This window comes from Pelatocladus sp. BLCC-F211, assembly GCF_041928655.1.
GTDB lineage: Bacteria > Cyanobacteriota > Cyanobacteriia > Cyanobacteriales > Nostocaceae > Pelatocladus.
Map to the genome: position 1 here is coordinate 1 of NZ_JBHFLM010000152.1, position 24491 is coordinate 24491.

Genomic DNA, 24491 nt, shown 5'->3' on the forward strand with positions numbered 1-24491 from the left:
ACGTAGTCTCCGTCAAAAAATGAAACGCACTGCTATGGATAACAATTATATGCTTCGGGTTCTCAGTTGTTGTTTTCTTGACTCTACATTAGATTCTTCTAATTCCTTATGTCAAGCCTAATTGAGATGCTCTTACCCTGCATGACTTACTCCAGTGGTTCAATTTTTTCTAGAGGATTATTGAGTCTAGCTTTTTCCCAGTTGTCCTGCTCAAATTGTCCAAATCCCTAAGTAGATGTGGTTAGCTGACTTTACCATAGGCGATCGCGTTTTACACTTGGAGTAATAAAGCTAAGTTTAATAGACTAGCCCTTTCAAGGTGGGTAAAAATCTTCAAAAAATTGCCGAATTTAGGTCTTTTCACCTTTGTGTCTTAGTGTCTTTGTGGTAAAAATTTTAACTTTTGAACCACCAAGGCACTTAGACGCGCTAGCGGCTTCCCGTAAGGGTAGACACCAAGAAAAATACATTTCACCACCAAAGGGCTAGTTTAATAGACCTCTGGTGAAAATAATGTAGAGACGTTGCATTGCAACGTCTCTATAAAAATTTTGGGTAACGCATAGTTAATTATCACCAGATGTCTAATATCTACCAATTGCGCCACTTACCGCCTGTAATATCATCACTCCTACTTTCTAACTTTGGATTTTGCAACAACCTTTCATATTCTTTGCTACTAGCCCAAAGGTCAATTTCTCGCGCCCGCAATACTGGTACTGGGTGGGTTAGTTGTGCTGTGCGGGTGACTTTGACCATTTCGCCGAGTTCGGTTTTACTAATATCATCGTAGGCGCGGGCTTGGTCAATAAAAGCATCAAGGTTAAGCTGTGGTGCGAGAGTCGGTGAACCACCACTTAATTTCATCAACACAGACATGACAGCTTTGGGATTTTGAGTTGCTAATAATGCGGCGCGATCGCATGTAAATTCTGCACAACGTACCCATTCCAAAAGTTGTGTTTGGATTGCTTGAGCAATAAATCCACCGATATTAGGCAAAGTTGCTGCTGCCAAGATTAATATATTGACTGGTGTCAGATAAACACTATGGTCACACTTGAGGTGTCCCAGTTCATGAGCAATGACTGCTTGAGTTTCCTCTGGTGTGAGCATATCAATTAAGGAAGTGTGCAGCACTACAAAAGGCTGCTTACCCCGCATCGCAAAAGTATAAGCATTCGGAGCCGGATGTTGTCTGATATACAACTGCGGTGGCTCCATGTCTAAAATATGACAAGCTTCTAATAAAAGTTTGTGTAAATGGGGTAGTTGGTTTTCGCCCACCAAAATACTAGATGCAATGTTTTCCACATAAAATAATTGCTCCGCCACTGGCCCCAGGACATTCCGCACCATCAAATCTATACCGGGAATCTGCTTCAGCGCTTTGGTTGCTTCGAGGTCTAGCGGGTGACGAAATGAGTCTGCTTTCAGACCAATGAGCTGAGTTTTGGAGGATAACATAGCAAAGCAAGTGAGAAGTAGTGAGGTTTGTAATGGAGCTAGTTTGATACCAGCCCTACAAAGCCTAGTATAGCGAGATTAGTTGTTGGTGGTTGGTGGTATTTCTTGGTGTCTTTGTGTCTTGGTGGTGAAAAAGAATATTTGAAACACCAAGACACCAAGACACAAAGAGGAAATACAGCTTTTTAGATGCTTCAGGTATTGATTGCGCCAGGAGCAATTTCTGTTTTTACCTCTGAACCGGGTAAACGTTGAATTTTTGCTCCTAATTGCTGTAATTTGAGATCAAGGCGATCGTAGCCGCGATCAAGGTAGGGTAGTCCTTGGATAGTGGTTTTACCGTTTGCTGCCAAGCCGGCGACGACTAAAGCCGCGGCGGCTCGTAAGTCTGTGCCAATTACAGGTGCGCCAGATAATAGTGGTACTCCCCGGACAAAAGCAGTGTTACCTTTAACACGAATGTCTGCCCCTAAGCGATTTAACTCGGAGGCGTGACGCAAGCGATTTTCAAATACGGTTTCATTAATTAGGCTATCGCCTTCTGCGATCGCCAGTAAAGCCATAAACGGCGCTTGCATGTCCGTAGGAAAACCAGGATGGGGCATGGTTTCAATATCTGCCGCGATTAATCTGTCGGCTTTGAGGAGACGTAAGCAAGTTGGTGTTTCTTCAACTACACTCACGCCAATTTCCCGTAATTTGGAAATCACTGGCACTAGATGGTCTGGGGCGACGGGCGAGAGGAGCAGTTCTGAACGGGTGATTGCTCCCGCCAACAGAAAAGTTCCGGCTTCAATGCGATCAGGTATGATATTATACTCAACAGAATGGAGTTCGGGAACACCGTCGATAGTAATCGTACTCGTGCCTGCACCTTGAATTTTTGCTCCCATCGCCATACAGAAATTTGCCAAATCAACAACTTCTGGCTCACGAGCAGCGTTTTCAATGATTGTTTCACCTTCTGCCAGAGTCGCTGCCATCATCAGCGTTTCTGTGGCTCCTACACTGGGAATATCTAGGTAGATTTTTGCACCCTTTAAGCGACGGTTTTTACCAGGGACGTAAGCATTACAAATACCATGCTCAATTTGTACTTCGGCTCCCATTGCTTGCAGTCCCCGGACATGGAGATCAACTGGTCTAGCGCCAATCGCACATCCTCCTGGTAAAGGCATTTGTGCTATTCCTAAACGTGCCAGGATGGGACCGATCGCAAAAAAACTGGCTCGCAACTGAGTAACCAGTTCATAAGGAGCTTTGGATGAGGTAATTTCGCTAGCATTGATGTCTAAATTGTCACCATTACGCCGCAAACTAACACCCAAAGCCGACAATACCTGACCCATGCGCTCTACGTCTGCGAGCAAAGGTACGTTACGGATGTGACAGTCCCCTGAACAAAGCAAAGCCCCAGCCATAATGACTAGTGCTGAATTTTTCGCCCCACTAATTTTTACATGACCTTGCAACGGATGCCCACCACAGATTTGCAAAACTGAGGAGTCTGCAACAGATGACAATTTAGCATCTTGTAAGCTGCTAGAAGGATTAATAAGCCTACCCTCCAAAAATCTTAAATCTTACAAATTTCAAGTTGGTTTCGATTCTACATGAAAGATTTAATTTGTCCATCTTTTTGCATCACAATATTGGGCATGGGGCATTGGGCATGGGGCATTGGGCATGAATCAGTTAACAGTCTAATTTTGATAACTGATAACTGATAAGTCTCCCTGCTCCCCGCACCCCGATCCCCGATCCCCGATCCCCAATCCCCGATTCCCGATCCCCGATCCCTGATCCCCAATTTTTAGTTGACAGCTAGGGAAAATGTAGTAATAATAGAAAACGGTCATTACACCAATTCACGAGCGGAACTGGCGGAATTGGCAGACGCGCTAGATTCAGGTTCTAGTGTCCACAAGACTTCCGGGTTCAAGTCCCGGGTTCCGCATCTGAAAGTTTACACATGAGATTTTAGATTTACGATTTTGAATTAATCTAAAATCTAAAATCCAAAATCTAAAATTGTGCTGACAAGTTTACAAAATTCTTTAGTTAAGCAAATCAGAAAGCTCCACGCTACCAAGGAACGGCATAAGCAGCAACTGTTTCTCTTGGAGGGAACACACTTGTTAGAGGAAGCTTGTGCAGTCAATTATCCGCTTGCAGTGGTGTGCTGTACTCCAGAATGGCAAATATCTCATCCAATGTTATGGGAAGAGGTTTGTCAAAGAAGCGATCGCACAGAAGTTGTCAGTGAAGAAGTGATGGCGGCGATCGCAACTACGGTTCAACCGGATGGAGTTGTGGCGCTAGCAAAACGCGATGTTTCTCCAACTCCCATCCCATTTACTGGTGTAGTACTCGCTTTAGAAACAGTCCAAGATCCAGGGAATTTGGGTACAATGATTCGTACTGCGGCGGCGGCTGGAGCGAGTGGATTGTGGTTGAGTGGAGATAGTGTAGATTTAGATAATCCCAAGGTATTACGGGCTACGGCTGGACAATGGTTTCGCTTACCGATGGCGTTGAGTCCAGATTTAAAAGCAACAGTCATACAAGCTAAACAAGCGGGAATGCAAGTGATCGCCACACTCCCAAATGCAAATTTAACTTACTGGGAGGTAGACTGGCGTCAACCAAGTTTGATTTTATTGGGTAACGAAGGTGCTGGTTTGTCGTCAGAATTAGCAGCAATGGCAGATGTGGAAGTGAAAATTCCCCTTAGTCCTGGGGTAGAGTCATTGAATGTAGCGATTGCAGCTGCGTTGATGTTATACGAAGTGCGAAGACAGGGGATCGGGGATCAGGGATCGGGGATCGGGGACAAATGACCAATGACAAATGACCAATGACCATTAACTTTTTCCTTTTTGCTGGAAATATTGTTCGATGTCGGCAACGGCATCTTCCCAGAGGTCTAAATCTATAATTGAGGAAGTTTCGGTTATTTGGCGATCGCGTAGCGGTTCCTTTGGTGCATCGCTTTGATCATCACTGGGGGATTGGGGTGTTTGTTCTGTTTGTGTAGAATCATCTTGTAAAATTTGTTGCAGTTGGTCTAGGGATTTTTGAAACTCCTGATCAGCGACGCGGCGCTGTTGATCCTGATTTTGCTCCATAATTTCATTCCCAATCTCTATTCACTTTATACACTAAAAGGCTGAACGGCAAAATCAGCCAAGGTAACAGTAAAACTCTCTTGCTTTTCTGTCGCGACAAAAGTAACAATAACTTCACAAGCAACTGCGACTGCGAGGATAACTAAGTTGCGCGCCAGGGGGTAGTCGCAGATATCATCATTAGCAGGTGAAGGTACACGATAGATTTGGTTCCAGATGATTTCTGCATAATCTGAAGCTAAACCCACGTGTAAGCAAGGTATTTGAGAATTCTTGCAGTGGTCAAACACAGCTTGTCGGCTACTGCTATTGTCAAAGGTGTCGATCACTAAACCACTATCTGTTAATAATTGATTTGCATTTGCTGGTGTTAATTCTTTTGCACGCCCATCGACTGTGATCCCCAAAGCGCGGTAAAGATTATTGGTGAGGATTTTGGCTTTGTATGCACCAACGTCGGAACGGTAATAAGGTTGAGTGGAAAGGTTGCGTTCTTCAATCCTGTCTCTGTCTATAACTCGTAACTTACCAAAGCCAGAACGAGCCAGATTTTCGGTGAGATTTGCACCCAAAGCCCCCGCACCACAAATGGTAACAGGAAAGTCCCGCAGTTTATGCATGAGTGCGGGTGTGCGTTGCAATTGTTCGTGAAAAAACGCGTTAGTCATCCGATTTTGGATGTTAGATTTGAGATTGTCCCTAATAAATTTAACACCGCATAGATTTAAAGTACGAATATAATTTTATGCTATCCATCAAACCTTACAAATGAATAACTATGGAAACTAGAAAAATTTTAATTGCAACTAAGACTTATCCTTCGATTAGCACTAAATATAGAGAAACAGTTTGTACCGCAGGAATTTTATTAAGTGATGATGAACAACCATTGCAATGGATTCGGATATGAATTTACTGATGAGGCAGGTTATCAGCATAAGTATTCAATCAGTGATTGGGAAATTATGCAGTTGTACAGAAAGTGTCGAGATAATTCTCAAGCCAATACTTTAGAAGATAGAGAAAAAGATTCTTTGGATAAAGTCAGACAAAAACTAGAAGGTTTTATTCTAGAAAAAGATTTATATTTTATAGTTGGTAATTTGAAAAATTACAAAAAAACTTTTATGATTATTGGTTTGTTTTATCCGCCAATAGTACAATTAGAACAATTAAGTTTATTTTAATACAGCAATGAGCAATCAAAGTGAAAGCTTAAAACCTTATATTATGACATTTGGATATGGCAATCGGAAAAATTATGATGATTTTTTGACATATTTAAATTCATTTAACGTCAAATGTGTTGTTGATGTGCGTTCTTCGCCTCGTGCTTGGAGTAGAAAATGGTATGGAGAAGAGATTAAAAAACTTTGTGATTCTCAAAATATTAAATACATTTCATCTATAGCTTTAGGTAATACATCTGGTAATCACAATTGGATTCCTCCTAACAAAGAAGAAGCGAGGACGGCATTACTAGAAATTTCAGAAATTGCTATGCTGGAAACAACTCTTTTACTATGTGCTGAAATGCACCCATCCCAGTGTCACAGGGTAGATGTTGCACATCAATTACAAGAATTAACAAATACACCTGTGAAACACTTAGAATAGTCGTAAGAAGTTTGTGGTTGATCTGACTAGCCTTTTTACCCAGGATTCGCTAAACTCACGCATATTAAATCGCAGACTTAGGATACGGTTGTGGGAAACAAAATTCAATTTATAGATAGACTGCGGCTGGGTTTGGCTGTCTCAGTAGCTAAAAGCGTTACTTTGATGGTGCGATCGCTAGGTTTGGGTGCTGCGTCTGTTTTACCAGGTGCGATCGCGCGTCGGATTGAACCCCGGTTATTGCAATTGTTGAGTCAGCAGGTAAATAAGGGCGTGATTCTGGTTGCTGGTACGAATGGTAAAACCACAACTTCGCTATTTTTACGAGAAATTATAGAACGCCAAGGTTATCGCGTTGCTCACAATTCTACGGGTGCTAATCTCGAAAATGGCTTGATGACAGCGTTGATGGAAAGCACTAATTTGGTAGGTTCACTCAACGTCGATTATGCCATTTTAGAAGTTGATGAAAATATTTTGCCCAGGGTTTTAGCCCCAATTCAACCAAAACTGATTCTTTGTTTAAACTTATTTCGTGATCAACTGGATAGATACGGGGAAGTAGACACAATTAGTAAACGCTGGGGAAGTGCGATCGCTACTCTACCACATGAAACTATTATTGTTGCCAATGCTGACGACCCAACAATTTGTTATCTTGGTCAACAGTTATCTCAACAGCGAGTTGCTTTCTTTGGTTTAAATGAACCAGAACATTATTTAGAAGCAATTCCCCATGCTGTTGATTCTATTTATTGTCCTAATTGCGGACACGCTTTAGATTATCAAGGCGTTTATCTTTCTCATATGGGCGAGTATAGTTGTCCCAGTTGTGGTTTTACCAGAAGCGAACCCACAATTAATAGCAGCCAATGGCCACAAATTCTTATTGGTTTGTACAACAAATACAATACTTTAGCTGCTGTTACTGCTGCTCAGGAATTGGGAATTGATGAAGCTATTATTCGCGCTGCAATTCCTAGCTTCCAACCTGCTTTTGGACGTGCGGAAGAGTTAAAAATTAATGGTAAACAGGTAAGAATTTTATTATCAAAAAATCCTGTAGGGACAAATGAAACTATTCGAGTTGTGACTCAAAGTAATAATAAAACAACATTATTAGTATTGAACGATCGCATTCAAGATGGCGAGGATGTATCCTGGATTTGGGATGTAGATACAGAGAAATTAGTCCAACGAGGAGGAACTTTAGTAGTCAGTGGCGATCGCGCCTATGATATGGCTCTCCGTCTACGCTACAGCGATCCTGCACTTCAAAACAATTGTAATTTGATCGTCGAAGAAGATTTGCGCCAAGCTATCAACACAGCTTTGGAACATACCCCAAATCAAGAAACCTTACACATCTTACCTACCTACACAGCGATGTTAGATGTACGAGAAGTATTAACTGGTAAGAAAATTCGCTAATTAGATAGTAGGGGCTGATTTTGGTGTCTTGGTGGTTAATTTAAGATTTATTTTTTCACCACTAAGACACTAAGACACTAAGAAAGCTATGCGTTGAAGCTTATACTTTGACGGGAATCCTTTATTGTAACTTCACCGCCGCTCGTTGTAGAGGTAGAACTTCTTCTAAAGTTAATTCGTGATCAGAAGTGAGATGGCTATTACAACAAATAGTACTAAAAAATACTTGTTGACCAACTACTTGTGAAAAATGTTTTTCTAAAAGTAATCGCGATGTAATATCTCCTAATAAATCAGAAAGGTCTTTTGTGAGTTGATCTCTGTCATCTCGGTGAACCATTCTAAATTGGAAAGGTTTCTCACCTACTATCTCTTTGACAGCAGCATCGAACTTATCTGGCTTTTTCTGAACGTATGCAAAAGATACTTCTTCTAAAAAATTCCAAGCTTCGGGAAAAATTTCGCGAATTTTTTCGAGATGGTTTTCAGTTTGGTAGACTAAAGTTGCAGTTTTGCAATCCATAGGTCAATTTCCCTGATTGTAAATCAATTTACTGCTACATTTCAGTGTCCTATTTATAGTGACATTTTTTCGCTCAGTACAAGCTTTAATATTATAAATTCTTTATTTTTAAGAAAAACCTCGTCAACGAGTGTTTGAACCTCGTGATATCATGTTCGCTTGAATACTTATAATTCCCAAATAACTCCACCCCGGTTTTGTCTAACGCCAAAACCGCCCCTCCCCGCTTGCGGGGAGGGGATTAAGGGGTGGGGTGCAATGACTGTAGGAAGATCCCCGACTTCTTTAAGAAGTCGGGGATCTTGTTGTTCCGAATGATTTAAAGCACTAAAGTGCTTACTACAAACTGTGTATTTTACTCTATTACAGCTAATATAGATTTCGGCAATAATTTATCTTTAAACCAAACTATTCTGGCGGGAACATCACTTAATTTCACACCAGCTTTATCCAAATTCAAACGTTCGGAAATTGCCAAAATCAAATTATCACATTGAGCGCGTCGAACTTGGGCGAATTTTTTTTGTAAATATTCTGGTCGCCAATAACCGACTATTTCTAATAGATAACTACGTCCATCTGGATGTACTAAGCGAAAATCGGGAATCATCACACTACCAGGAATCGGAATTAAATCAACTTCTCGCTCTAACGCCCAACAACTTTTAAGTGCATCCCATTTATCAGCAAAGGATGCTTCAATCATACTATCGTATGGTTTGCCGGGTGGGTAATGAGTCACTAATCCACATTCAGAATTGAGGGTGAAACGTCCGGTTTTCCAGGTTTCTGTATAAAAATCGCGGACTTGTAATGTAGCAGAAAGACTCCATTTCGTAACATGTAATAAAGCCGGAATGAGTTTGGCGATCGCTAAACCATATCGCGTACTAGGATTAAATAAACTCGTTGGTCCATCAATCGTAATTGTAAATCCATGGTCGGCATCACCTTCAATATATGCCATCAATTGAAATAATTTTAAATAGCGAAATAAAAGCTTGTATTCACCAGGAACATTCCGATGAGCATTTAATACTAATTGACTGGCTTTATAAAATACTCCCTGCACTTGCGATAAGTTATATCTATGTAATAAATTTTCCGGTTTTGGTGCATCAAAAGTCGTGAGAATTTTATTCTCTGATAAATCAGCATATAATCCATCACGGATTTGCTGTGGTAAAATTTCCCGTGCGAGTTCTTGAGTTAAGTGATCAGCTATATTTTTTAATGTCACTTGTGTTAATTCTGAGCTAGGAACAGACTTAGCTGCTAAAGCAAACACCCTTTCTCTTAACATTTGTGGTTCGAGGGGACTCACTACTTCAAATGTACAAAAACCACTTTTAAGTAGATAAGCTAAACCCCGTTTGACTTTGTAGTCGGTTGTGTCACCTTCTAATTCTAATAATTGACGTTCTAGTGTACCTTGAGTTTTTCCAACTGATTCTTGAAAAGAACTAATTAATTCATTGGCTAACTCTATATGTTTAGAATCAAGTTTTAATCTTTTGGGAATAATTTCTTCTCCATTCTGACGATGATGGAGTAAATCTGTTGGTAACATTTAATTATTTGTCCAGTGTCCAGTGTCCGGTGTCAATGGTCAAGTGTCTAGAACCAATAGTTTTTTGACCATTGACTATTGACTATTGACCAATGACTATTGACTAATTAAATATATTTGTTCAACAACAAACCTAATTTTTCTTTTGTTGCTGTTGGTACTTTATCCAATGGTGTCAAGATTGCATATTTTAATGCGGAATGAGCAGTACTAGATGGTGGGTTTTCACTCAAACGTCGCACTGTTTCTTGAATAACTTTTTGTGCATTAACAGCATTGCGTTGTAAATTATTCACCACCATTTCTACTGTGACACTATCATGGTCTGGATGCCAACAATCATAATCGGTGACTAGCGCCAAAGTTGCATAGGCGATTTCCGCTTCCCGTGCTAACTTCGCTTCTGGTAAATTTGTCATCCCAATGATTGTTGCATCCCAACTGCGGTATAGATTAGATTCTGCTTTGGTAGAAAATGCTGGCCCTTCCATACATACATAAGTACCGCCACGATGTAGGGTGACATCTGGGAGATTGAGAGAAGCGATCGCATCGGCAACAACTCCAGCCAAATTATGACAAACTGGATCACCAAAAGCAATGTGAGCAACTATTCCTTCGCCAAAAAATGTAGAAACACGATTTTTAGTTCGATCAATAAATTGATCAGGAACTACCATATCCAATGGTTTCGCTTCCGCTTTCAAAGAACCTACCGCACTCGCTGAAATCAAATACTCTACACCCAACTGCTTCATTGCATAAATATTGGCACGGAATGGTAGTTCTGAAGGTAAAAGCGTGTGATTACGACCATGCCGAGCTAAAAAAGCTACCCGTGTACCATCCAAAGTACCTAAAATTACTGCATCAGAAGGTGAGCCAAATGGCGTATCTATTTTCACCTCTTCTACATCTTTCAGAGCATCCATCTTGTATAAACCACTACCACCAATAATTCCAATCCGAGCTTCAGTCATGATTTTTTAGCCTTTAGCTTTTTGCAGTGCCAAGCTATTATGAACTACCGACGCACTCCACAGCTCTATTTTCTGGATGGGAAGGGATTAGTGAAAGGGGATCAGGGAGAAATTCTTCCTTGTCCCTCTTCTCAATTTTTAATTTTTAATTTTTAATTTTTAATTGACAAGTCCCCAATTTCCTCAAAAATATTCTACCCGTGCATCAAAACCGCGATCGCGTAATTGGCTAGAACGTTTTTCGGCTTCGGAGCGATCGCGAAATGCACCTGCATTCACATATTCTCCCAAATTTGACCGCATCGCGAAAGCTTGGGGTACAAACTGACGAACTTGATCAAGAGTATTAGCATCGCGAATTGGTACAATTACCACATAGCGATTTTCAACTGCTGAATTTTGTACTCTCGTGGGGTTGCTGTTCGTCAATCCTAATGCTTGCCAAGTTTGAAAATCTACAATTCCTGTGGGATTGAGTCTAGCAGCTTGCTGAAATTGGGCAACAGCATCTCTAGTTTCCGTGCCATAGTAACCCGTAATATCTGGGTTAAATAATCCTTTTTGACGTAAACTTTGTTGCACTGCGACAACTCGCGGACTGTTTTCACCCAAACAGATAAAACCGCTAGTTGGTGAACACCCGGAGTTATTGACATTTGAGTTGTTCACATTTACGTTGTTCACATTTACATAGTTGGTATTTGTGGATATTGCTGTCCAAGTTTGTCCATCAACAATCCCATTAGCTGTGAGTCCGTAATCGCGCTGAAAACGCACGACAGCATCTTTGGTGACAGAACCAAAATTACCAGTAGGAGTCGCTTGGAAATAACCCAACTTTGCTAAGTTTCTTTGTAATTGTAATACTTGCGGTCCGGCATCACCTTCATTCCAAGCATTGGGATAATTATCAACTCCACCACCGACAGCATTATTTGATCTTGATGCTAAATTAGTACGTATTAGTTGCAAAGTGTTTCCACCAGCAACACCATCAGCCTGTAATCTTTTGGATTGCTGAAATCTGACCACAGCTTGTTGTGTTTCTTGACCAAAATAACCTGTAACCGGGCCATTAAAGTAACCTAATGTCCGCAAAGATTTTTGCAGTTGTGTGACTGCTGAACCCCTACTTCCTACTTTGAGGACGTTACTTGTGCTAGTATTACCCCTGGATTGTTGAGATTGACATGCAGCTTGTAGCGATCGCTGAGTTTGTGGTCCCACCTGGCCAATTGCCGAAATTTTCTTGGCTTGCTGGAATTTTTTGACAGCATTTTCAGTTAAGGGGCCAAAATTGCCGTTGATCGGCCCGTTGTAGTATCCTAACTTTTGCAAACATCTTTGGATACTCGTGACTTGAGGCCCACTATTGCCTCTTCCTAATGCTAATGCTTGTTCTGCGAAGTTGATCACTGCTAAAGTCAATGCTACAGATAAAAGCCGCATTGCTGCACCACTAGATAATTTTTGCCAATTCCAGTTAGTCATATTATTAAAAAACAAATATTGAGAGTTTTTATCACGGGTGACTCCGTATTTTTTACTACTCAAATATTTTTATTTACTCAGATAGAATTTAAAGTTGTATTTACAGAGAAATATAACATTCTCTATAAAAGTTACATAGGATCTTAGTATTTTTTAGTAGCAAAGTTTATTTTTTATAAGAATATAATTTAATCAATATGTATAAAAATATACTTCGTATCTCACGCCTTTGCACCCCTACACCCCTGTTAAACAGCGATCGCTCTTGGTAAAACAAGAGTAAAGGTAGTAGAAACTGCTGTAGTTTCAACCCGAATAGAAGCTTTTAAGTGTTTTGCCAGTTTCTGCACTAGTGCTAATCCTAATCCAGTTCCACCGTATTGCGAAGGATGATGTTGGGGAAGGCGGTAAAAGGGGTCGAAAATACGTGCAAGCTCGCCAGCATCAATTGTCACACCAGAATTACTAACCCTGATCTCTACGGTTTCCTCGGTTGCAGATGCAGTAACGGTAATCGATTCACCCGCAGGAGTATATTTACAGGCGTTACTGAGTAATTCTGTAACAATACGTTCCAAGTCAGTGATATCTGTTTCTAAAGGTGGGAGTTTCCCAGCTAGATGCAAAAATAACTGTTGCTGCTGACAAGTAGTAACTTCTCGAAAAGATTCCACAATCGGAGGAAGCCAACTGTTGAGATCAATCACGATGACAGTCAAAACTTCGGCTTCTGCTTCTAAATATGTGAGTGAAAGCAGATCATTAATCAGTTTACTTTCTCGCTGACATTCGTTCTGTAAAATCTGTAATAGTTGTGACACTATGTCTGCATCTAATGCTGTTTCTTGCTTGATGACTGTTTCTAGGGTTTGTACGGCTAGGCTAATACTGGTGATTGGTGTTCGCAATTCATGGGAAAGGGATCTGAGAAATTCGTGTTTGAGATTGTCCAGTTTTTCGAGTTGGTTTACCTGTGTCTGGGCTAGTTGATAAAGTTTCGCTTGGCGAATTGCGATCGCACATTGATTTGCTACTTGTTGTACTAGTTTAATTTCCGATTCTGCAAACGCCTCTTGAGTAACTTTTGTTAGCCAAATATTTCCCATAACTGTTTCGGCGTCAAAAATGGGACAAGCTAGCTGTGTCACTATCACTAAATTCGGATTCCAATCTCTTAAAACTTCACTAAATTGCAACAGCTGTTTTTGTAAGAGTGGTTGATACAGTTTGGGAAAATCTGCAACCTGTCGTTTCATTGCTTGATAGACGGAAGGGATAGTACTGTATTCGTGGGCAATAGTAGCGACAGTATAACTGGTATCATATAATTCGATGTGGCAATGTTCGACTTGTAATACCTTTGCTAATTCAGCAATAGCTGTTTCTAAAACATGATCTATCTCTATAGAATCACGTATTTTCTCAGTGATATTTCGTACTAATTTATCAGACTGCGGTAACTTCCTTTCGATTTGCAGGTGTTGCACCTGTTGACGTAGTTCTGACTGTTGGATAGCAATACTGATTTGGGTTGCTAATTGTTTGAGCAAATCAATTTCTGTTTGTAGCCATTGTCGTGGTTCACAACAATGCTGTGCTATTAACAATCCCCAAAGATCCTGCTGAAATATAATCGGTACTACGAGATTAGCTCTGACTTGCAAAGAGGAGAGAAAATCTATCTGATAAGGATGCAATCCAGCCGCGTAAATATCTTCTACAATCTGCATACAACCACGCTTGTAGCGTTCTGCGTGTTTTTCGCTAAAGCAAGAATCTGTGATTTTCATTCCTAAGAGTGGACTACCCGCAGCAATAGTAGATTCTGCAACTATAGTCCCGCTATCACCAGAATCTAGATGATAAATTAGGACGCGATCGCTTAGTAATAGCCTTCGTAATTCTTTGACTGTAAAATTCAGAATCGTATTTAAATCAATCGATTGACAAATTAGTTGAGCGATCGCGCTCAATATTTGATTGGAATTACTTCCATCTTCTAAATCTGTATCGATTTGAAATTTTTGACAGACAGCTTGTGCTAATTCTGCGGTAGATTCTGATGGATTGATATTCATGCGAGAGTCCCTGGTTGGTTTACTGACTCTACTAGGCCTTCTCTCCATAAGATAATATCTAATTGTAGTAGATGCTTTTAAGCACCTCAGAGCAAGACTAAAAAGCCTTTGTTGACCAAAATCCTATTCTATGCACTGCTGATGAAAAATCCAGTAAAGCTTATAGTTGCTCAACCTAGTTAAGTTCTAACTTGTTATAAAGCTTCAAATATATATATATAAATTGCAGGATAATCGCAAATAGCTAAGTTATTTACTGTATCTTTTTTAGCATTTTTGCATAAATTCATTTAATAAAAACTTTCTATGTAACTAAATTTTATAAATCTTAATATATATACTGAGGCATAAATAATATAAGTAGGGTGTGTTATGCTGCTCTCTTACGCACCCTACAAAATATTAGATTATTGATTTTTTGGTATTCCCCAACTGATAACTATTAAAAACGATCTACCCCATCTATTGCCTCAAATTTTTTACTACTCTCACCCGTAGCCTTTGCAGCTTCTCCACATGTGCGCGGCGTCGGAAAAATCTTCTCTGGATTTGCTAAACCTTGAGGATTAAAAACTTGGCGTACCCATTGCATAGTTTCTAAATCAGCTTCCGTAAACATTTCTGGCATGTAACATTTTTTATCTGCACCAATACCGTGTTCACCAGAAATACTACCACCGACTCTCACACATAACTTGAGAATTTCTCCCCCCACTTCTTCGACTATTTCTAATGCACCCGGAACAGAATTATCAAACAAAATTAATGGGTGAAGATTCCCATCCCCAGCATGAAATACATTAGCAATCTGATAACCATATTTTTGGCTCAATGCTTCAATTTCTTGCAACACATAAGCTAACTGAGTCCGAGGGATCACCCCATCCTGAACATAATAATCTGGACTCAAATGTCCAGCCGCAGCAAACGCAGCTTTGCGTCCTTTCCACAATTTTAATCGCGTATCTGGATCACTGGCAGAAGTAACATTACGCGCTCCATTTTGTTGACAAATTTCCGCGATTCTTTGTTTATTTGTTGCAACTTCTACAGCTAAACCATCAATTTCTATTAATAGAATTGCTACAGCATCACGAGGATAAACATTTAATGCTGTCACATCTTCCACAGCATTAATGCTGAGATTATCCATAATTTCCATACCACCAGGAATAATCCCCGCGCTGATAATATCAGAAACACTCGCTCCCGCCGCTTCAATACTCGTAAAATCTGCCAACAACACACAGATTGATTCTGCACTTTTGAGGATTCGCAGCGTAATTTCTGTAGCGATACCCAGCGTCCCTTCCGAACCAACAAATATCCCTGTTAAATCATAACCAGGCATTTCGGGAATTTCTCCCCCCAAATCTAGAATTTCGCCTTCAGGAGTGACAATTTTTAATCCCAAAACGTGGTTTGTTGTCACACCATACTTGAGACAATGCACACCCCCAGAATTTTCCGCAACGTTACCACCAATAGAGCAGATAATTTGACTAGAGGGGTCGGGAGCGTAGTAAAAACCAGCACCACTCACAGTTTGCGTTACCCAGTTATTAATCACTCCTGGTTGAACAACAACACGCTGATTCTCTAAATCTACATTGAGTATTTGCCGCATTAAAGCTGTGACAATTAAAACACTATCTTCAATTGGCAAAGCCCCACCTGATAAACCAGTACCAGAACCACGAGCAATAAAGGGAACAGCATATTTATTGCATATCTTCACTACCATTGCTACCTGTTCTGTAGTTCTGGGTAACACCACCACCGCCGGACGTTGGCGATAGCTAGTAAGTCCATCGCATTCATAGGTGATCAGTTCTTCGCGGCGTTGCACAACACCATTTTTGCCAACTGCTGCTTCAAATTCCTTGATAATGGGTTGCCAGTTGCGTTGTTGTTTGTCTTGAGTGAGCATAGGTTTTTCAGGAAGGAAAGGATGCGATCGCGTAGCGGCTCCTTCGGAGCATCGCTTGTGTGAGTTGGTCTAATTAATATTGTTACAGGTGTTTTATTGAATCAACTAACCTAGAAATATCGCTCTCAAGTTGTGGGTAAACTCATGGTTGAGCAACTTTTAATCAATAATGATGGTTACTACGTACCAGATGCTAGCCAGCTAGTTACTGAAGATGATACGCCTGTGGATAATTTTGCTTCTGCTAAACAACAACGCCTGTTAGTTAGCTCTCTTTACAGTTCATTACAAAACCAAACTTTTTTAGCCGAATCTAACGTAGGTGTATACCATACCTACAGACAACCCGCCATTGTACCTGATGTTTTCCTCAGTCTAGATGTGCAAGTGGCTGCTAACTGGTGGGAAAAACAAAATCGTTGCTATATGCTTTGGGAATTTGGCAAACCTCCAGAAGTTGCAATTGAAATTGTCTCTAATAAAGAAGGTGATGAACTGGGAAACAAACTACGAATTTATGAACAAATGCGGGTAAGTTACTATGTAGTATACGACCCCACTCAGCAATTATCAGAACAGGCGTTGCGCGTTTATGAAATTCGCGGTAGGCGCTACTCGCAAACCACAGAAGCTTGGTTAGAACAAGTCGGTTTAGGCTTAACTCTTTGGCAAGGTGAATTTGAAGGTAGACAAGATGTGTGGTTACGTTGGTGCTACCAAGATGGTACTGTTTTGCTGACTGGAGATGAACGTGCAGAAAAGGAACGTTTAGAAAAAGAACAAGCATTACAACGCGTTCAAATGTTAGCAGAAAAGTTGCGATCGCTTGGCGTAGATCCAGAAAATCTCTAGAGGCTTGCATAAAATTTTATTCAACCATCTTGCCAATTCTTTCTGGTAAACTTATTATATAACTAACGTTCGATATAAAAATGTTAGTATCAATGCCAAAGATTGTTAATCATGAACAATATCGCAAAGAATTGTTGATGAAATCCTTTGATCTGTTTGGGGAAAAAGGCTATGCGTCAATCACGATGCGCGAGATCGCTAAAGGTTTAGGAGTTTCTACCGGGACACTTTATCATTACTTTCCTAGTAAAGAAGCCTTATTTTTACAGTTAATTGAAGAATTAACAAAGCAGGATATTCTTAATTTTTTGGCTGAAGCCGGAGAGGCCAAAACTTTAGCAGAACGCATCAAAACTTTGATGAATTTTGTTGCTAAAAACGAAGACTATTTTTTTAAACAAAATTTACTCATGCTTGATTTTTATCAGCAGCAAGAACGAACTGATGTCTTACATAACCAGACTCTCAGAAAAGTTTGGGATGATGCTATACAAGCACTTGCAATCTATTTAGAAATTGAAGATCGAGCGCTGGCTGACTTCATATATTGTTTTCTCAACGGCTTAATTTCGGCACGAATGTTTGAAGGCGATACCATTTCTTACACCGAACAAAGCGAATTGCTAGCAAACATGTTAACTGCTTATTTGAAAGCCCAAAAAACTCATTAAAACTCAGCGTTCCTCTGCGTTTAAAAAAATATGACTCAACAATTTCTCTCAAAACCTTCCACTCAAAAATTGATCGGATTATTCATAACAGCTACGGCTTTAACTAGTGCGATCGCCTTCTATGGAATTTCTCAATATGGCTTAGTTGGTAATTCTGAACCTCCAGCAGTAGAAACTCCTCCTGTTGTCAAAAAAGTTACCGCCCTCGGACGCTTGCAGCCAGAAGGAGAAGTAATTAGCCTATCTGCACCTTTAGCACTGGATGGCGATCGCCTAGCAAAATGGCTTGTCAAAGAAAGCGATCGCGTCAACACAGGACAAGTTCTAGCAATTTTGGATTCTCAAAAACGCTTGCAAGATGCTGTAGTCCAAGCAAAAGAACAAGTGAAAATCGCCCAAGCTAAACTAGCACAGGTAAAAGCAGGAGCAAAAACCGGAGAAATTCAAGCACAGCAAGCAAATATTGCTCGAATTCAGACAGAACAACTCACAGAAATTCAGGCACAAACAGCAACTATAGCCCGTTTGACGGCAGAACAACAGACAGAAACCCAAGCCCAGCAAGCTAACATCGGGCGATTAACAGCAGAATTAGCAAACGCCAAATTAGAATTACAACGTCATCAAACACTCTATCAACAAGGGGCAATTTCTGCATCTTTATTAGATAGCAAACGCTTGACATTTCAAACAACACAGCAGCAACTAGCGGAAGCCCAAGCCAACCTCCAACGCATCCAAACATCCCGACAACAAGAACTAGCGGAAGCCCAAGCCAACCTCAGACGCATTCAAACATCCCGACAACAAGAATTAAAATCCGCAAAAGCAACTCTGAATCAAATAGCCGAAGTTCGTCCTGTTGATGTCAAAACAGCACAAGCAGAAGTAGACAATGCGATCGCCACACTCAAACAAGCACAAACTAACCTAGAACAAGCTTATATCCGCGCCCCATTTCCAGGGCAAATTCTCAAGATCCATACCCACGCCGGAGAAAAAATTGCTGATGCTGGGATTGCAGAACTTGGACAAACCAAGCAGATGCTAGTAGTAGCAGAAGTTTATCAAACTGATATTGGCAAAATTCAACTTGGGCAACAAGCTGTAATTTCCGGACAGGCTTTTTCGGGAGAGTTGCGAGGAAAGGTTTCACACATCGGCTTGCAGGTGAATCAACAAAACGTCTTCAGCAATGAACCAGGAGAAAATTTAGATCGCCGCGTAGTTGAAGTCAAAATTCGCCTCAATCCTGAAGATAGCAAGCGAGTGAGTAGTTTGACTAACTTACAAGTGCAGACAGCAATTGAGTTGTAAAGTTTTTTTGCTCGGTATTTATAACGAATGTTTGATATAGATGCAATCGAAAACCAAATTTTAAAGTATTACCATGCTTACTAAATTCTTTCGTCGCATTCCCTTAGCATGGCTGCAATTAAAGAAAGAAAAAACACGTTTAATCGTAGCTCTTGCAGGTATAGGCTTTGCCGATATGCTCATGTTTGTCCAACTAGGACTATTAGATGCCCTGTTTGATAGTGCCACAAAGCCTCACCAAAATTTACAGGCAGATTTAGTTTTAATTAATCCCCAATTTCAAACATTATTCTACGTCAAAAGTTTTTCCAGAGAGAGATTACAGCAAACCTTAGCCTATGACGGGGTAAAATCCGTTCGTCCTCTATATGCTGATATTGCTCAATGGCGTAATTCTCAAACTCGCTTCAGTCGGGGAATTTTGGTGTGGGGAATTGATCCAGCCAACCCGCCTTTTACCTTTCCGGAAGTGAACCAGCATCTAGACCAACTTAAACAACTGGATCGAGTATTATTTGATCGTGCTTCTCGCCCAGAATACGGCCCGATCCCAGACTTAATCAAACAACACGGGAGTGTTGAAGCACAAGTGAATAGTCAAAATATGCAAGTGGTAGGTTTATTTCAGCTAGGTGCTTCTTTTGGTGCTGATGGTAACATATTAACTAGTGATTCTACGTTTCTCAAACTTTTTCCTAACTACCAACCAAATCAACTTGCAGTTGGGCTGATTAACCTCAAACCAGATGCAGATTTAGAAAAAGTGCGATCGCAATTACAAGCAGGTTTACCAAACGATGTCAAAGTCATCACTCCCCAAGAATTTGCCCAAATCGAGATTGACTATTGGGGTAATCAAGGAATCGGATTTATCTTTGGTATGGGAGTAGCTGTAGGGTTCATTGTTGGGATTGTGATTGTTTACCAGATTCTCTATTCTGATGTGTCCGATCACCTACCAGAATATGCCACACTCAAAGCAATGGGATATAGCGATCGCTATCTCATGATCATGTTAATGCAAGAAGCTTTATTGTTAGCAGCATTAGGATTTATACCCGGATTAGCACTTTCGATAGGGCTGTATCAGATCACCTACGCTGCAACTTTACTCCCTATTGGCATGAAACTCAATCGCGCTATATTTGTGCTATGTCTCACAATTATTATGTGTAGTTTTTCCGGGATAATAGCTATGCGAAAACTCCGCGCCGCCGATCCCGCAGATATGTTTTAATTTGGTTATTTGTCATTTGTCATTTGTCATTTGTGATTAACAATCGACCTACTAGCCACTAACACTTATGCAACCTGTAATTTCAATTCAAAATCTCAATCACTATTTTGGTCAAGGTAATCTCCGCAAGCAAGTATTATTTGACATTAACTTAGATATATATGCGGGAGAAATCGTGATTATGACAGGCCCATCTGGTTCAGGTAAAACTACATTATTAACTTTGATGGGTGGTTTGCGTTCTGCTCAAGAAGGTAGCTTGAGAATATTAAATCAAGAAATGCGTGGAGCCAGCAAAAAACAGTTAACACAAATTCGCTGTCAGATTGGCTATATTTTTCAAGCACATAACCTCATGACATTTTTAACAGCAAAACAAAATGTTCGCATGTCCCTAGAATTACATGAAGAGATGTTAGATCAAGATTTAAATGGAAAAGCAACCGCCATTTTAGAACAAGTTGGTTTAGGAAATCGCGTCGATTATTATGCAGAAAACTTATCAGGTGGGCAAAAACAAAGAGTAGCGATCGCTCGTGCATTAGTAAGTCATCCTAAAATAGTTTTAGCAGACGAACCCACCGCCGCTCTTGATAAAAAATCTGGGCGAGATGTAGTAGAATTAATGCAAAAATTAGCCAAAGAACAAGGCTGTACTATTTTAATGGTGACGCATGATAACCGAATTTTAGATATAGGCGATCGCATCATTTATATGGAAGATGGTTATCTCAAAAATGATGATGTGAGTACGACTTCTTCAAGTCAAATTAATTAATCTAATCTAAATATCTTCAGAAGTAGGGAGAAAATTTTGGACTCTCTGCCATACATTTTCTAACAAATCTGGACTTCCAACATCAAACCACTCAATTTGAGAATAAGCACGAAACCAAGTGCGTTGACGTTTAGCAAACTGTCGAGTGTGTAAAATAGTTAATTCTTTTGCTTGACCTAAAGAAATATCGCCAGCCAAATATTGCTTAATCTCCTGATAGCCTAAAGTATTCAACAAAGGCAAGTCAGCACCATATTTTTGACAAAGATACTCCACCTCCGTGACTAAACCATCTGCAATCATTTTCTCAGTGCGCTGAGTAATGCGATCGCCCAGATGAGTAGTATCACAATCTAAACCTATTTGTAAAATCGGATAACTTGGGGGATTTTCTCCCTGTTGCTCAGAAATAGGGCGACCAGTGACGTAAAATACTTCTAATGCTCTTAAAGTCCGTACAGAATCATTGGGGTGAATCTTTGCTGCTGCCACTGGATCAACCTGTTGTAGCATAGCGTAAAGTTGCATTTGACCAAGATATTCCAGCTGCGATCGCAACTCCTGTTGTGGTGCAACCCTGGGAATCTTCATCCCTTGAGTAATTGAGCGAATGTATAACCCAGTACCACCCACCAGTAAGAGCGGGGAATCGCCAGACAAGGTAGAGGGAAAAGACAAGGGAGAAATTTCTTCCTTGTCCCCCTCGTCCCCCTCGTCCCCCTCGTCCCCCTTGTCTTCCCCACCCCCTTGTCTCAAAATTAAGGCTTGCGCTTGCACCTGGTAATCTGCTACAGTCATCACCTCTGTGGGATTGCATATATCTATCAAATACTGCGGAACTAATTTCTGTTCATCTAGAGTTGGTTTTGCTGTACCAATATCAAATTCCCTGTATACTTGACGGGAGTCTGCACTCAGAATTACAGTATCTAATCGCATAGCTAAAGCTAATGCTAAACCTGACTTACCCGTTGCCGTCGCACCACAAATCACAATTAATTTAGTCATTGGTCAATTGTCAATTGTCAATTGTCAAAAGTTAGTTGTTAAGAAGTCTCCTTATCCTCTTCGTCCCTCTTCCCTTGTCCTCCTTGTCCTCCTTGTCCCCCTTCCCAATTTTTAATTTTTAATTTTTAATTATTTTTCTCCTCACATACCTCCTCTAATCAGGGTAATCCAACCCCTATATGAATTTAGCAGCAAATTGCCCTACAGTCGCCTATAAGGCTTTTGTGTTAGAATTTTGGAGTGTTTTTTAATTTTTCGCCTTTTTGGCGACTTCACCCCCACAAATCAGGAGAACTTTCATGACGAGCAGTTACAGTGCCGAACAGATTCAAGTTCTGGAAGGTCTGGAAGCCGTCCGCAAGCGACCGGGGATGTACATCGGTTCCACTGGTCCGCGAGGACTTCACCATTTAGTTTACGAGGTGGTGGACAACTCGATTGATGAGGCTTTAGCAGGCTACTGCACCCATGTGGAGGTGGATCTTAACGCCGATGGTTCTGTTACTGTAACAGATGATGGTCGCGGTATTCCTACGGGAATTGTTGCCAAAACAGGAAAATCGGGTTTGGAAACTGTATTGACAGTACTGCACGCCGGGGGAAAATTTGGCGGCGGTGGTTACAAAGTTTCTGGAGGACTACACGGGGTCGGTGTTTCTGTTGTTAATGCTTTATCTGAGTGGGTGGAAGTGACGGTTTGGCGAGATAAAAATGTTCATACCCAGCGTTATGAACGGGGTATTCCTGTCACTGAACTGAATGTAAAGCCATACAAAGATAATCGCACCGGCACCTCTGTCAGCTTTCAGCCAGATTCGCAAATCTTTACTACTGGTACAGAGTTTGACTATACGACTTTGGCAAGTCGCCTACGGGAGTTAGCATACTTAAATGCAGGTGTAAAAATTACTTTTACCGATCATCGTTTGGAGTTACTCAAAAGCGATCAGCCCAAGGTAGAAGCTTATGAATACAAGGGTGGCATTCGTGAATATATTACCTACATGAATGCTGATAAGCAGCCACTACATGAAGAAGTGATCTTCGTGCAGGGAGAACGAAATAATGTGCAAGTAGAGGTAGCATTGCAATGGTGTACTGATGCCTATACGGATAATGTCTTGGGCTTCGCCAACAATATTCGGACTGTTGATGGTGGTACACACTTAGAAGGTTTAAAGGCAGTTCTCACCAGGACATTGAATGCGATCGCTCGCAAGCGTAATAAAATCAAAGATAGTGAACCCAATCTCAGCGGTGAACACGTCCGTGAAGGTTTGACAGGCGTAATTTCTGTCAAAGTTCCCGATCCAGAATTTGAAGGACAAACAAAAACTAAACTTGGTAACACCGAAGTTCGGGGAATTGTTGATTCTTTTGTGGGAGAAACCCTCACAGAATATTTAGAATTTCACCCCAGCGTTGCGGATGCAGTTTTAGATAAAGCCATCCAAGCCTTTAAAGCAGCCGAAGCAGCCCGTCATGCGCGGGAATTGGTACGCCGCAAGTCGGTGTTGGAATCTTCGCCATTGCCTGGTAAACTAGCAGACTGTTCTTCTCGTGATCCCAAAGAATCAGAAATCTACTTGGTAGAAGGGGACTCCGCAGGTGGTTCTGCAAAACAAGGACGCGATCGCCGCTTCCAAGCAATTCTACCCCTACGCGGAAAAATCCTGAATATCGAAAAAACCGACGACGCCAAAATCTATAAAAATAACGAAATTCAATCGTTAATTACTGCCCTTGGTTTAGGAGTTAAAGGTGAAGAATTTGATGCTTCCCAGCTGCGGTATCACCGGATTGTGATTATGACTGACGCGGATGTTGATGGCGCACACATTCGTACACTGTTATTAACTTTCTTCTATCGTTATCAACGGGCGTTAATCCAGGAGGGTTACATCTATATTGCTTGTCCTCCACTTTATAAAATAGAGCGAGGAAAAAATTACAGATATTGCTACAGCGATCGCGAAAAAGACCAATACATTAGTCAGTTCCCAGAAAATGCTAACTACAACATCCAACGCTTCAAAGGTTTGGGTGAAATGATGCCCGAACAACTTTGGTCAACTACAATGAACCCAGAAACACGTACCCTTAAACAAGTGGAAATAGAGGATGCGGCGGAAGCCGATCGCATTTTTACAATTTTAATGGGCGATCGCGTCGCACCTCGCCGTGAATTTATTGAAACCTATGGTTCTAAGCTCAACCTCACGGATTTAGATATCTAAAAATGTGAGGGGAATAAGGGGGACAAGGGGAGCCACTGCGTTGCGGAGCCAGTACGTTGCGGGGGTTTCCGAGCCAGCGCGTTGCGGAGGTTCCACGCCACCTGCTTTATGCCGGGGAACCCGTCCACCGCAGTGGCTCCTCCGTTGTAGCGACTGGCGTCCCGTTGTAGTACCTG

21 protein-coding genes and 1 tRNA gene are annotated in these 24491 nt (G+C 41.0%); 11 read left to right on the forward strand and 11 right to left on the reverse strand.

The features are described from left to right. Window positions 1-591: 591 nt before the first annotated feature. Window positions 592-1467 carry a M48 family metallopeptidase gene (locus tag ACE1AT_RS18985; RefSeq protein WP_374871090.1) on the reverse strand — a complete coding sequence of 292 codons (876 nt, stop codon included), beginning with the start codon at window positions 1465-1467 and terminating at the stop codon, window positions 592-594. Window positions 1468-1661: 194 nt separating this feature from the next. Next, window positions 1662-3038: a UDP-N-acetylglucosamine 1-carboxyvinyltransferase gene (gene murA, locus ACE1AT_RS18990; RefSeq protein ID WP_374871092.1), complete on the reverse strand. Its 1377-nt coding sequence runs from the start codon at window positions 3036-3038 to the stop codon at window positions 1662-1664. A 303-nt stretch (window positions 3039-3341) separates the two neighbouring features. On the opposite strand from murA, the gene ACE1AT_RS18995 reads away from it, so the two are divergent. Then, window positions 3342-3424 (forward strand) — tRNA-Leu (locus tag ACE1AT_RS18995). Window positions 3425-3500: 76 nt separating this feature from the next. Next, complete coding sequence (locus tag ACE1AT_RS19000; protein ID WP_374871094.1) at window positions 3501-4307, forward strand: TrmH family RNA methyltransferase; 807 nt, start codon at window positions 3501-3503, stop codon at window positions 4305-4307. A 24-nt stretch (window positions 4308-4331) separates the two neighbouring features. Here the strand turns inward: ACE1AT_RS19000 and ACE1AT_RS19005 are convergent, their stop codons facing one another. Further along, entirely contained in the window at window positions 4332-4595 is a 264-nt protein-coding gene (locus ACE1AT_RS19005; protein WP_374871096.1) for a hypothetical protein, read from the reverse strand. A 26-nt stretch (window positions 4596-4621) separates the two neighbouring features. Then, window positions 4622-5263 carry a ThiF family adenylyltransferase gene (locus tag ACE1AT_RS19010; protein WP_374871098.1) on the reverse strand — a complete coding sequence of 214 codons (642 nt, stop codon included), beginning with the start codon at window positions 5261-5263 and terminating at the stop codon, window positions 4622-4624. A gap of 204 nt (window positions 5264-5467) precedes the next feature. On the opposite strand from ACE1AT_RS19010, the gene ACE1AT_RS19015 reads away from it, so the two are divergent. The 3 genes from ACE1AT_RS19015 to ACE1AT_RS19025 all read left to right on the forward strand — a co-directional run bounded on the left by ACE1AT_RS19015 (window position 5468) and on the right by ACE1AT_RS19025 (window position 7643). Next, window positions 5468-5782 (forward strand): hypothetical protein, encoded by a 315-nt coding sequence (locus ACE1AT_RS19015; RefSeq protein ID WP_374871100.1) that lies wholly within the window; start codon window positions 5468-5470, stop codon window positions 5780-5782. Between the two features lie 7 nt (window positions 5783-5789). Further along, window positions 5790-6212: a DUF488 family protein gene (locus ACE1AT_RS19020; protein WP_374871102.1), complete on the forward strand. Its 423-nt coding sequence runs from the start codon at window positions 5790-5792 to the stop codon at window positions 6210-6212. A 90-nt stretch (window positions 6213-6302) separates the two neighbouring features. Then, window positions 6303-7643 (forward strand): MurT ligase domain-containing protein, encoded by a 1341-nt coding sequence (locus tag ACE1AT_RS19025; protein ID WP_374871104.1) that lies wholly within the window; start codon window positions 6303-6305, stop codon window positions 7641-7643. Window positions 7644-7764: 121 nt separating this feature from the next. On the opposite strand, the gene ACE1AT_RS19030 is transcribed toward ACE1AT_RS19025, so the two are convergent. From ACE1AT_RS19030 to glcD, 6 genes are all read right to left on the reverse strand, one after another. Continuing rightward, the gene (locus ACE1AT_RS19030; RefSeq protein ID WP_374871106.1) at window positions 7765-8166 is read right to left on the reverse strand and encodes a hypothetical protein; all 402 of its coding nucleotides are present in this window, start codon (window positions 8164-8166) and stop codon (window positions 7765-7767) included. 355 nt (window positions 8167-8521) lie between these two features. After that, complete coding sequence (locus ACE1AT_RS19035; protein WP_374871108.1) at window positions 8522-9736, reverse strand: DUF790 family protein; 1215 nt, start codon at window positions 9734-9736, stop codon at window positions 8522-8524. A gap of 107 nt (window positions 9737-9843) precedes the next feature. After that, window positions 9844-10716: an S-methyl-5'-thioadenosine phosphorylase gene (locus ACE1AT_RS19040; protein ID WP_374871110.1), complete on the reverse strand. Its 873-nt coding sequence runs from the start codon at window positions 10714-10716 to the stop codon at window positions 9844-9846. A 183-nt stretch (window positions 10717-10899) separates the two neighbouring features. Next, window positions 10900-12207, reverse strand: a complete 1308-nt coding sequence (locus ACE1AT_RS19045) for a peptidoglycan-binding protein (protein WP_374871112.1) — start codon at window positions 12205-12207, stop codon at window positions 10900-10902. A gap of 248 nt (window positions 12208-12455) precedes the next feature. Then, the gene (locus ACE1AT_RS19050) at window positions 12456-14285 is read right to left on the reverse strand and encodes a GAF domain-containing protein (RefSeq protein WP_374871114.1); all 1830 of its coding nucleotides are present in this window, start codon (window positions 14283-14285) and stop codon (window positions 12456-12458) included. A 442-nt stretch (window positions 14286-14727) separates the two neighbouring features. Then, on the reverse strand, window positions 14728-16215 hold the full coding sequence (gene glcD / locus ACE1AT_RS19055; RefSeq protein WP_374871116.1) for a glycolate oxidase subunit GlcD: 1488 nt from the start codon (window positions 16213-16215) through the stop codon (window positions 14728-14730). A 144-nt stretch (window positions 16216-16359) separates the two neighbouring features. On the opposite strand from glcD, the gene ACE1AT_RS19060 reads away from it, so the two are divergent. The 5 genes from ACE1AT_RS19060 (at window position 16360) to ACE1AT_RS19080 (ending at window position 21070) form a co-directional block, all read left to right on the forward strand. Beyond that, on the forward strand, window positions 16360-17067 hold the full coding sequence (locus tag ACE1AT_RS19060; protein WP_374871118.1) for a Uma2 family endonuclease: 708 nt from the start codon (window positions 16360-16362) through the stop codon (window positions 17065-17067). A 92-nt stretch (window positions 17068-17159) separates the two neighbouring features. Next, window positions 17160-17738 (forward strand): TetR/AcrR family transcriptional regulator, encoded by a 579-nt coding sequence (locus ACE1AT_RS19065; protein ID WP_374871119.1) that lies wholly within the window; start codon window positions 17160-17162, stop codon window positions 17736-17738. A 30-nt stretch (window positions 17739-17768) separates the two neighbouring features. Further along, the gene (locus ACE1AT_RS19070) at window positions 17769-19055 is read left to right on the forward strand and encodes an ABC exporter membrane fusion protein (protein WP_374871121.1); all 1287 of its coding nucleotides are present in this window, start codon (window positions 17769-17771) and stop codon (window positions 19053-19055) included. Between the two features lie 73 nt (window positions 19056-19128). Further along, window positions 19129-20292 (forward strand): ABC transporter permease DevC, encoded by a 1164-nt coding sequence (devC, locus tag ACE1AT_RS19075; protein WP_374871123.1) that lies wholly within the window; start codon window positions 19129-19131, stop codon window positions 20290-20292. Between the two features lie 67 nt (window positions 20293-20359). Continuing rightward, on the forward strand, window positions 20360-21070 hold the full coding sequence (locus ACE1AT_RS19080) for a DevA family ABC transporter ATP-binding protein (RefSeq protein ID WP_374871125.1): 711 nt from the start codon (window positions 20360-20362) through the stop codon (window positions 21068-21070). Window positions 21071-21076: 6 nt separating this feature from the next. On the opposite strand, the gene miaA is transcribed toward ACE1AT_RS19080, so the two are convergent. Beyond that, on the reverse strand, window positions 21077-22078 hold the full coding sequence (gene miaA, locus ACE1AT_RS19085; RefSeq protein WP_374871127.1) for a tRNA (adenosine(37)-N6)-dimethylallyltransferase MiaA: 1002 nt from the start codon (window positions 22076-22078) through the stop codon (window positions 21077-21079). Between the two features lie 299 nt (window positions 22079-22377). Here miaA and gyrB point away from each other — a divergent pair, with 299 nt between their 5' ends. Next, window positions 22378-24315, forward strand: a complete 1938-nt coding sequence (gene gyrB, locus ACE1AT_RS19090; protein ID WP_374871129.1) for a DNA topoisomerase (ATP-hydrolyzing) subunit B — start codon at window positions 22378-22380, stop codon at window positions 24313-24315. Window positions 24316-24491 lie beyond the last annotated feature (176 nt).

What these genes read in the sequence shown, in the direction of transcription:
- ACE1AT_RS19070 (WP_374871121.1), top strand. Translation starts at nt 17,769, where the DNA reads ATGACTCAACAATTTCTCTCAAAACCTTCCACTCAAAAATTGATCGGA.
- ACE1AT_RS19030 (WP_374871106.1), bottom strand. Translation starts at nt 8,166, where the DNA reads ATGGATTGCAAAACTGCAACTTTAGTCTACCAAACTGAAAACCATCTC.
- ACE1AT_RS19040 (WP_374871110.1), bottom strand. Translation starts at nt 10,716, where the DNA reads ATGACTGAAGCTCGGATTGGAATTATTGGTGGTAGTGGTTTATACAAG.
- ACE1AT_RS19005 (WP_374871096.1), bottom strand. Translation starts at nt 4,595, where the DNA reads ATGGAGCAAAATCAGGATCAACAGCGCCGCGTCGCTGATCAGGAGTTT.
- ACE1AT_RS19065 (WP_374871119.1), top strand. Translation starts at nt 17,160, where the DNA reads ATGCCAAAGATTGTTAATCATGAACAATATCGCAAAGAATTGTTGATG.
- ACE1AT_RS19080 (WP_374871125.1), top strand. Translation starts at nt 20,360, where the DNA reads ATGCAACCTGTAATTTCAATTCAAAATCTCAATCACTATTTTGGTCAA.
- ACE1AT_RS19020 (WP_374871102.1), top strand. Translation starts at nt 5,790, where the DNA reads ATGAGCAATCAAAGTGAAAGCTTAAAACCTTATATTATGACATTTGGA.
- glcD (WP_374871116.1), bottom strand. Translation starts at nt 16,215, where the DNA reads ATGCTCACTCAAGACAAACAACAACGCAACTGGCAACCCATTATCAAG.
- ACE1AT_RS18985 (WP_374871090.1), bottom strand. Translation starts at nt 1,467, where the DNA reads ATGTTATCCTCCAAAACTCAGCTCATTGGTCTGAAAGCAGACTCATTT.
- miaA (WP_374871127.1), bottom strand. Translation starts at nt 22,078, where the DNA reads ATGACTAAATTAATTGTGATTTGTGGTGCGACGGCAACGGGTAAGTCA.
- gyrB (WP_374871129.1), top strand. Translation starts at nt 22,378, where the DNA reads ATGACGAGCAGTTACAGTGCCGAACAGATTCAAGTTCTGGAAGGTCTG.
- ACE1AT_RS19035 (WP_374871108.1), bottom strand. Translation starts at nt 9,736, where the DNA reads ATGTTACCAACAGATTTACTCCATCATCGTCAGAATGGAGAAGAAATT.
- devC (WP_374871123.1), top strand. Translation starts at nt 19,129, where the DNA reads ATGCTTACTAAATTCTTTCGTCGCATTCCCTTAGCATGGCTGCAATTA.
- ACE1AT_RS19050 (WP_374871114.1), bottom strand. Translation starts at nt 14,285, where the DNA reads ATGAATATCAATCCATCAGAATCTACCGCAGAATTAGCACAAGCTGTC.
- ACE1AT_RS19060 (WP_374871118.1), top strand. Translation starts at nt 16,360, where the DNA reads ATGGTTGAGCAACTTTTAATCAATAATGATGGTTACTACGTACCAGAT.
- ACE1AT_RS19045 (WP_374871112.1), bottom strand. Translation starts at nt 12,207, where the DNA reads ATGACTAACTGGAATTGGCAAAAATTATCTAGTGGTGCAGCAATGCGG.
- ACE1AT_RS19010 (WP_374871098.1), bottom strand. Translation starts at nt 5,263, where the DNA reads ATGACTAACGCGTTTTTTCACGAACAATTGCAACGCACACCCGCACTC.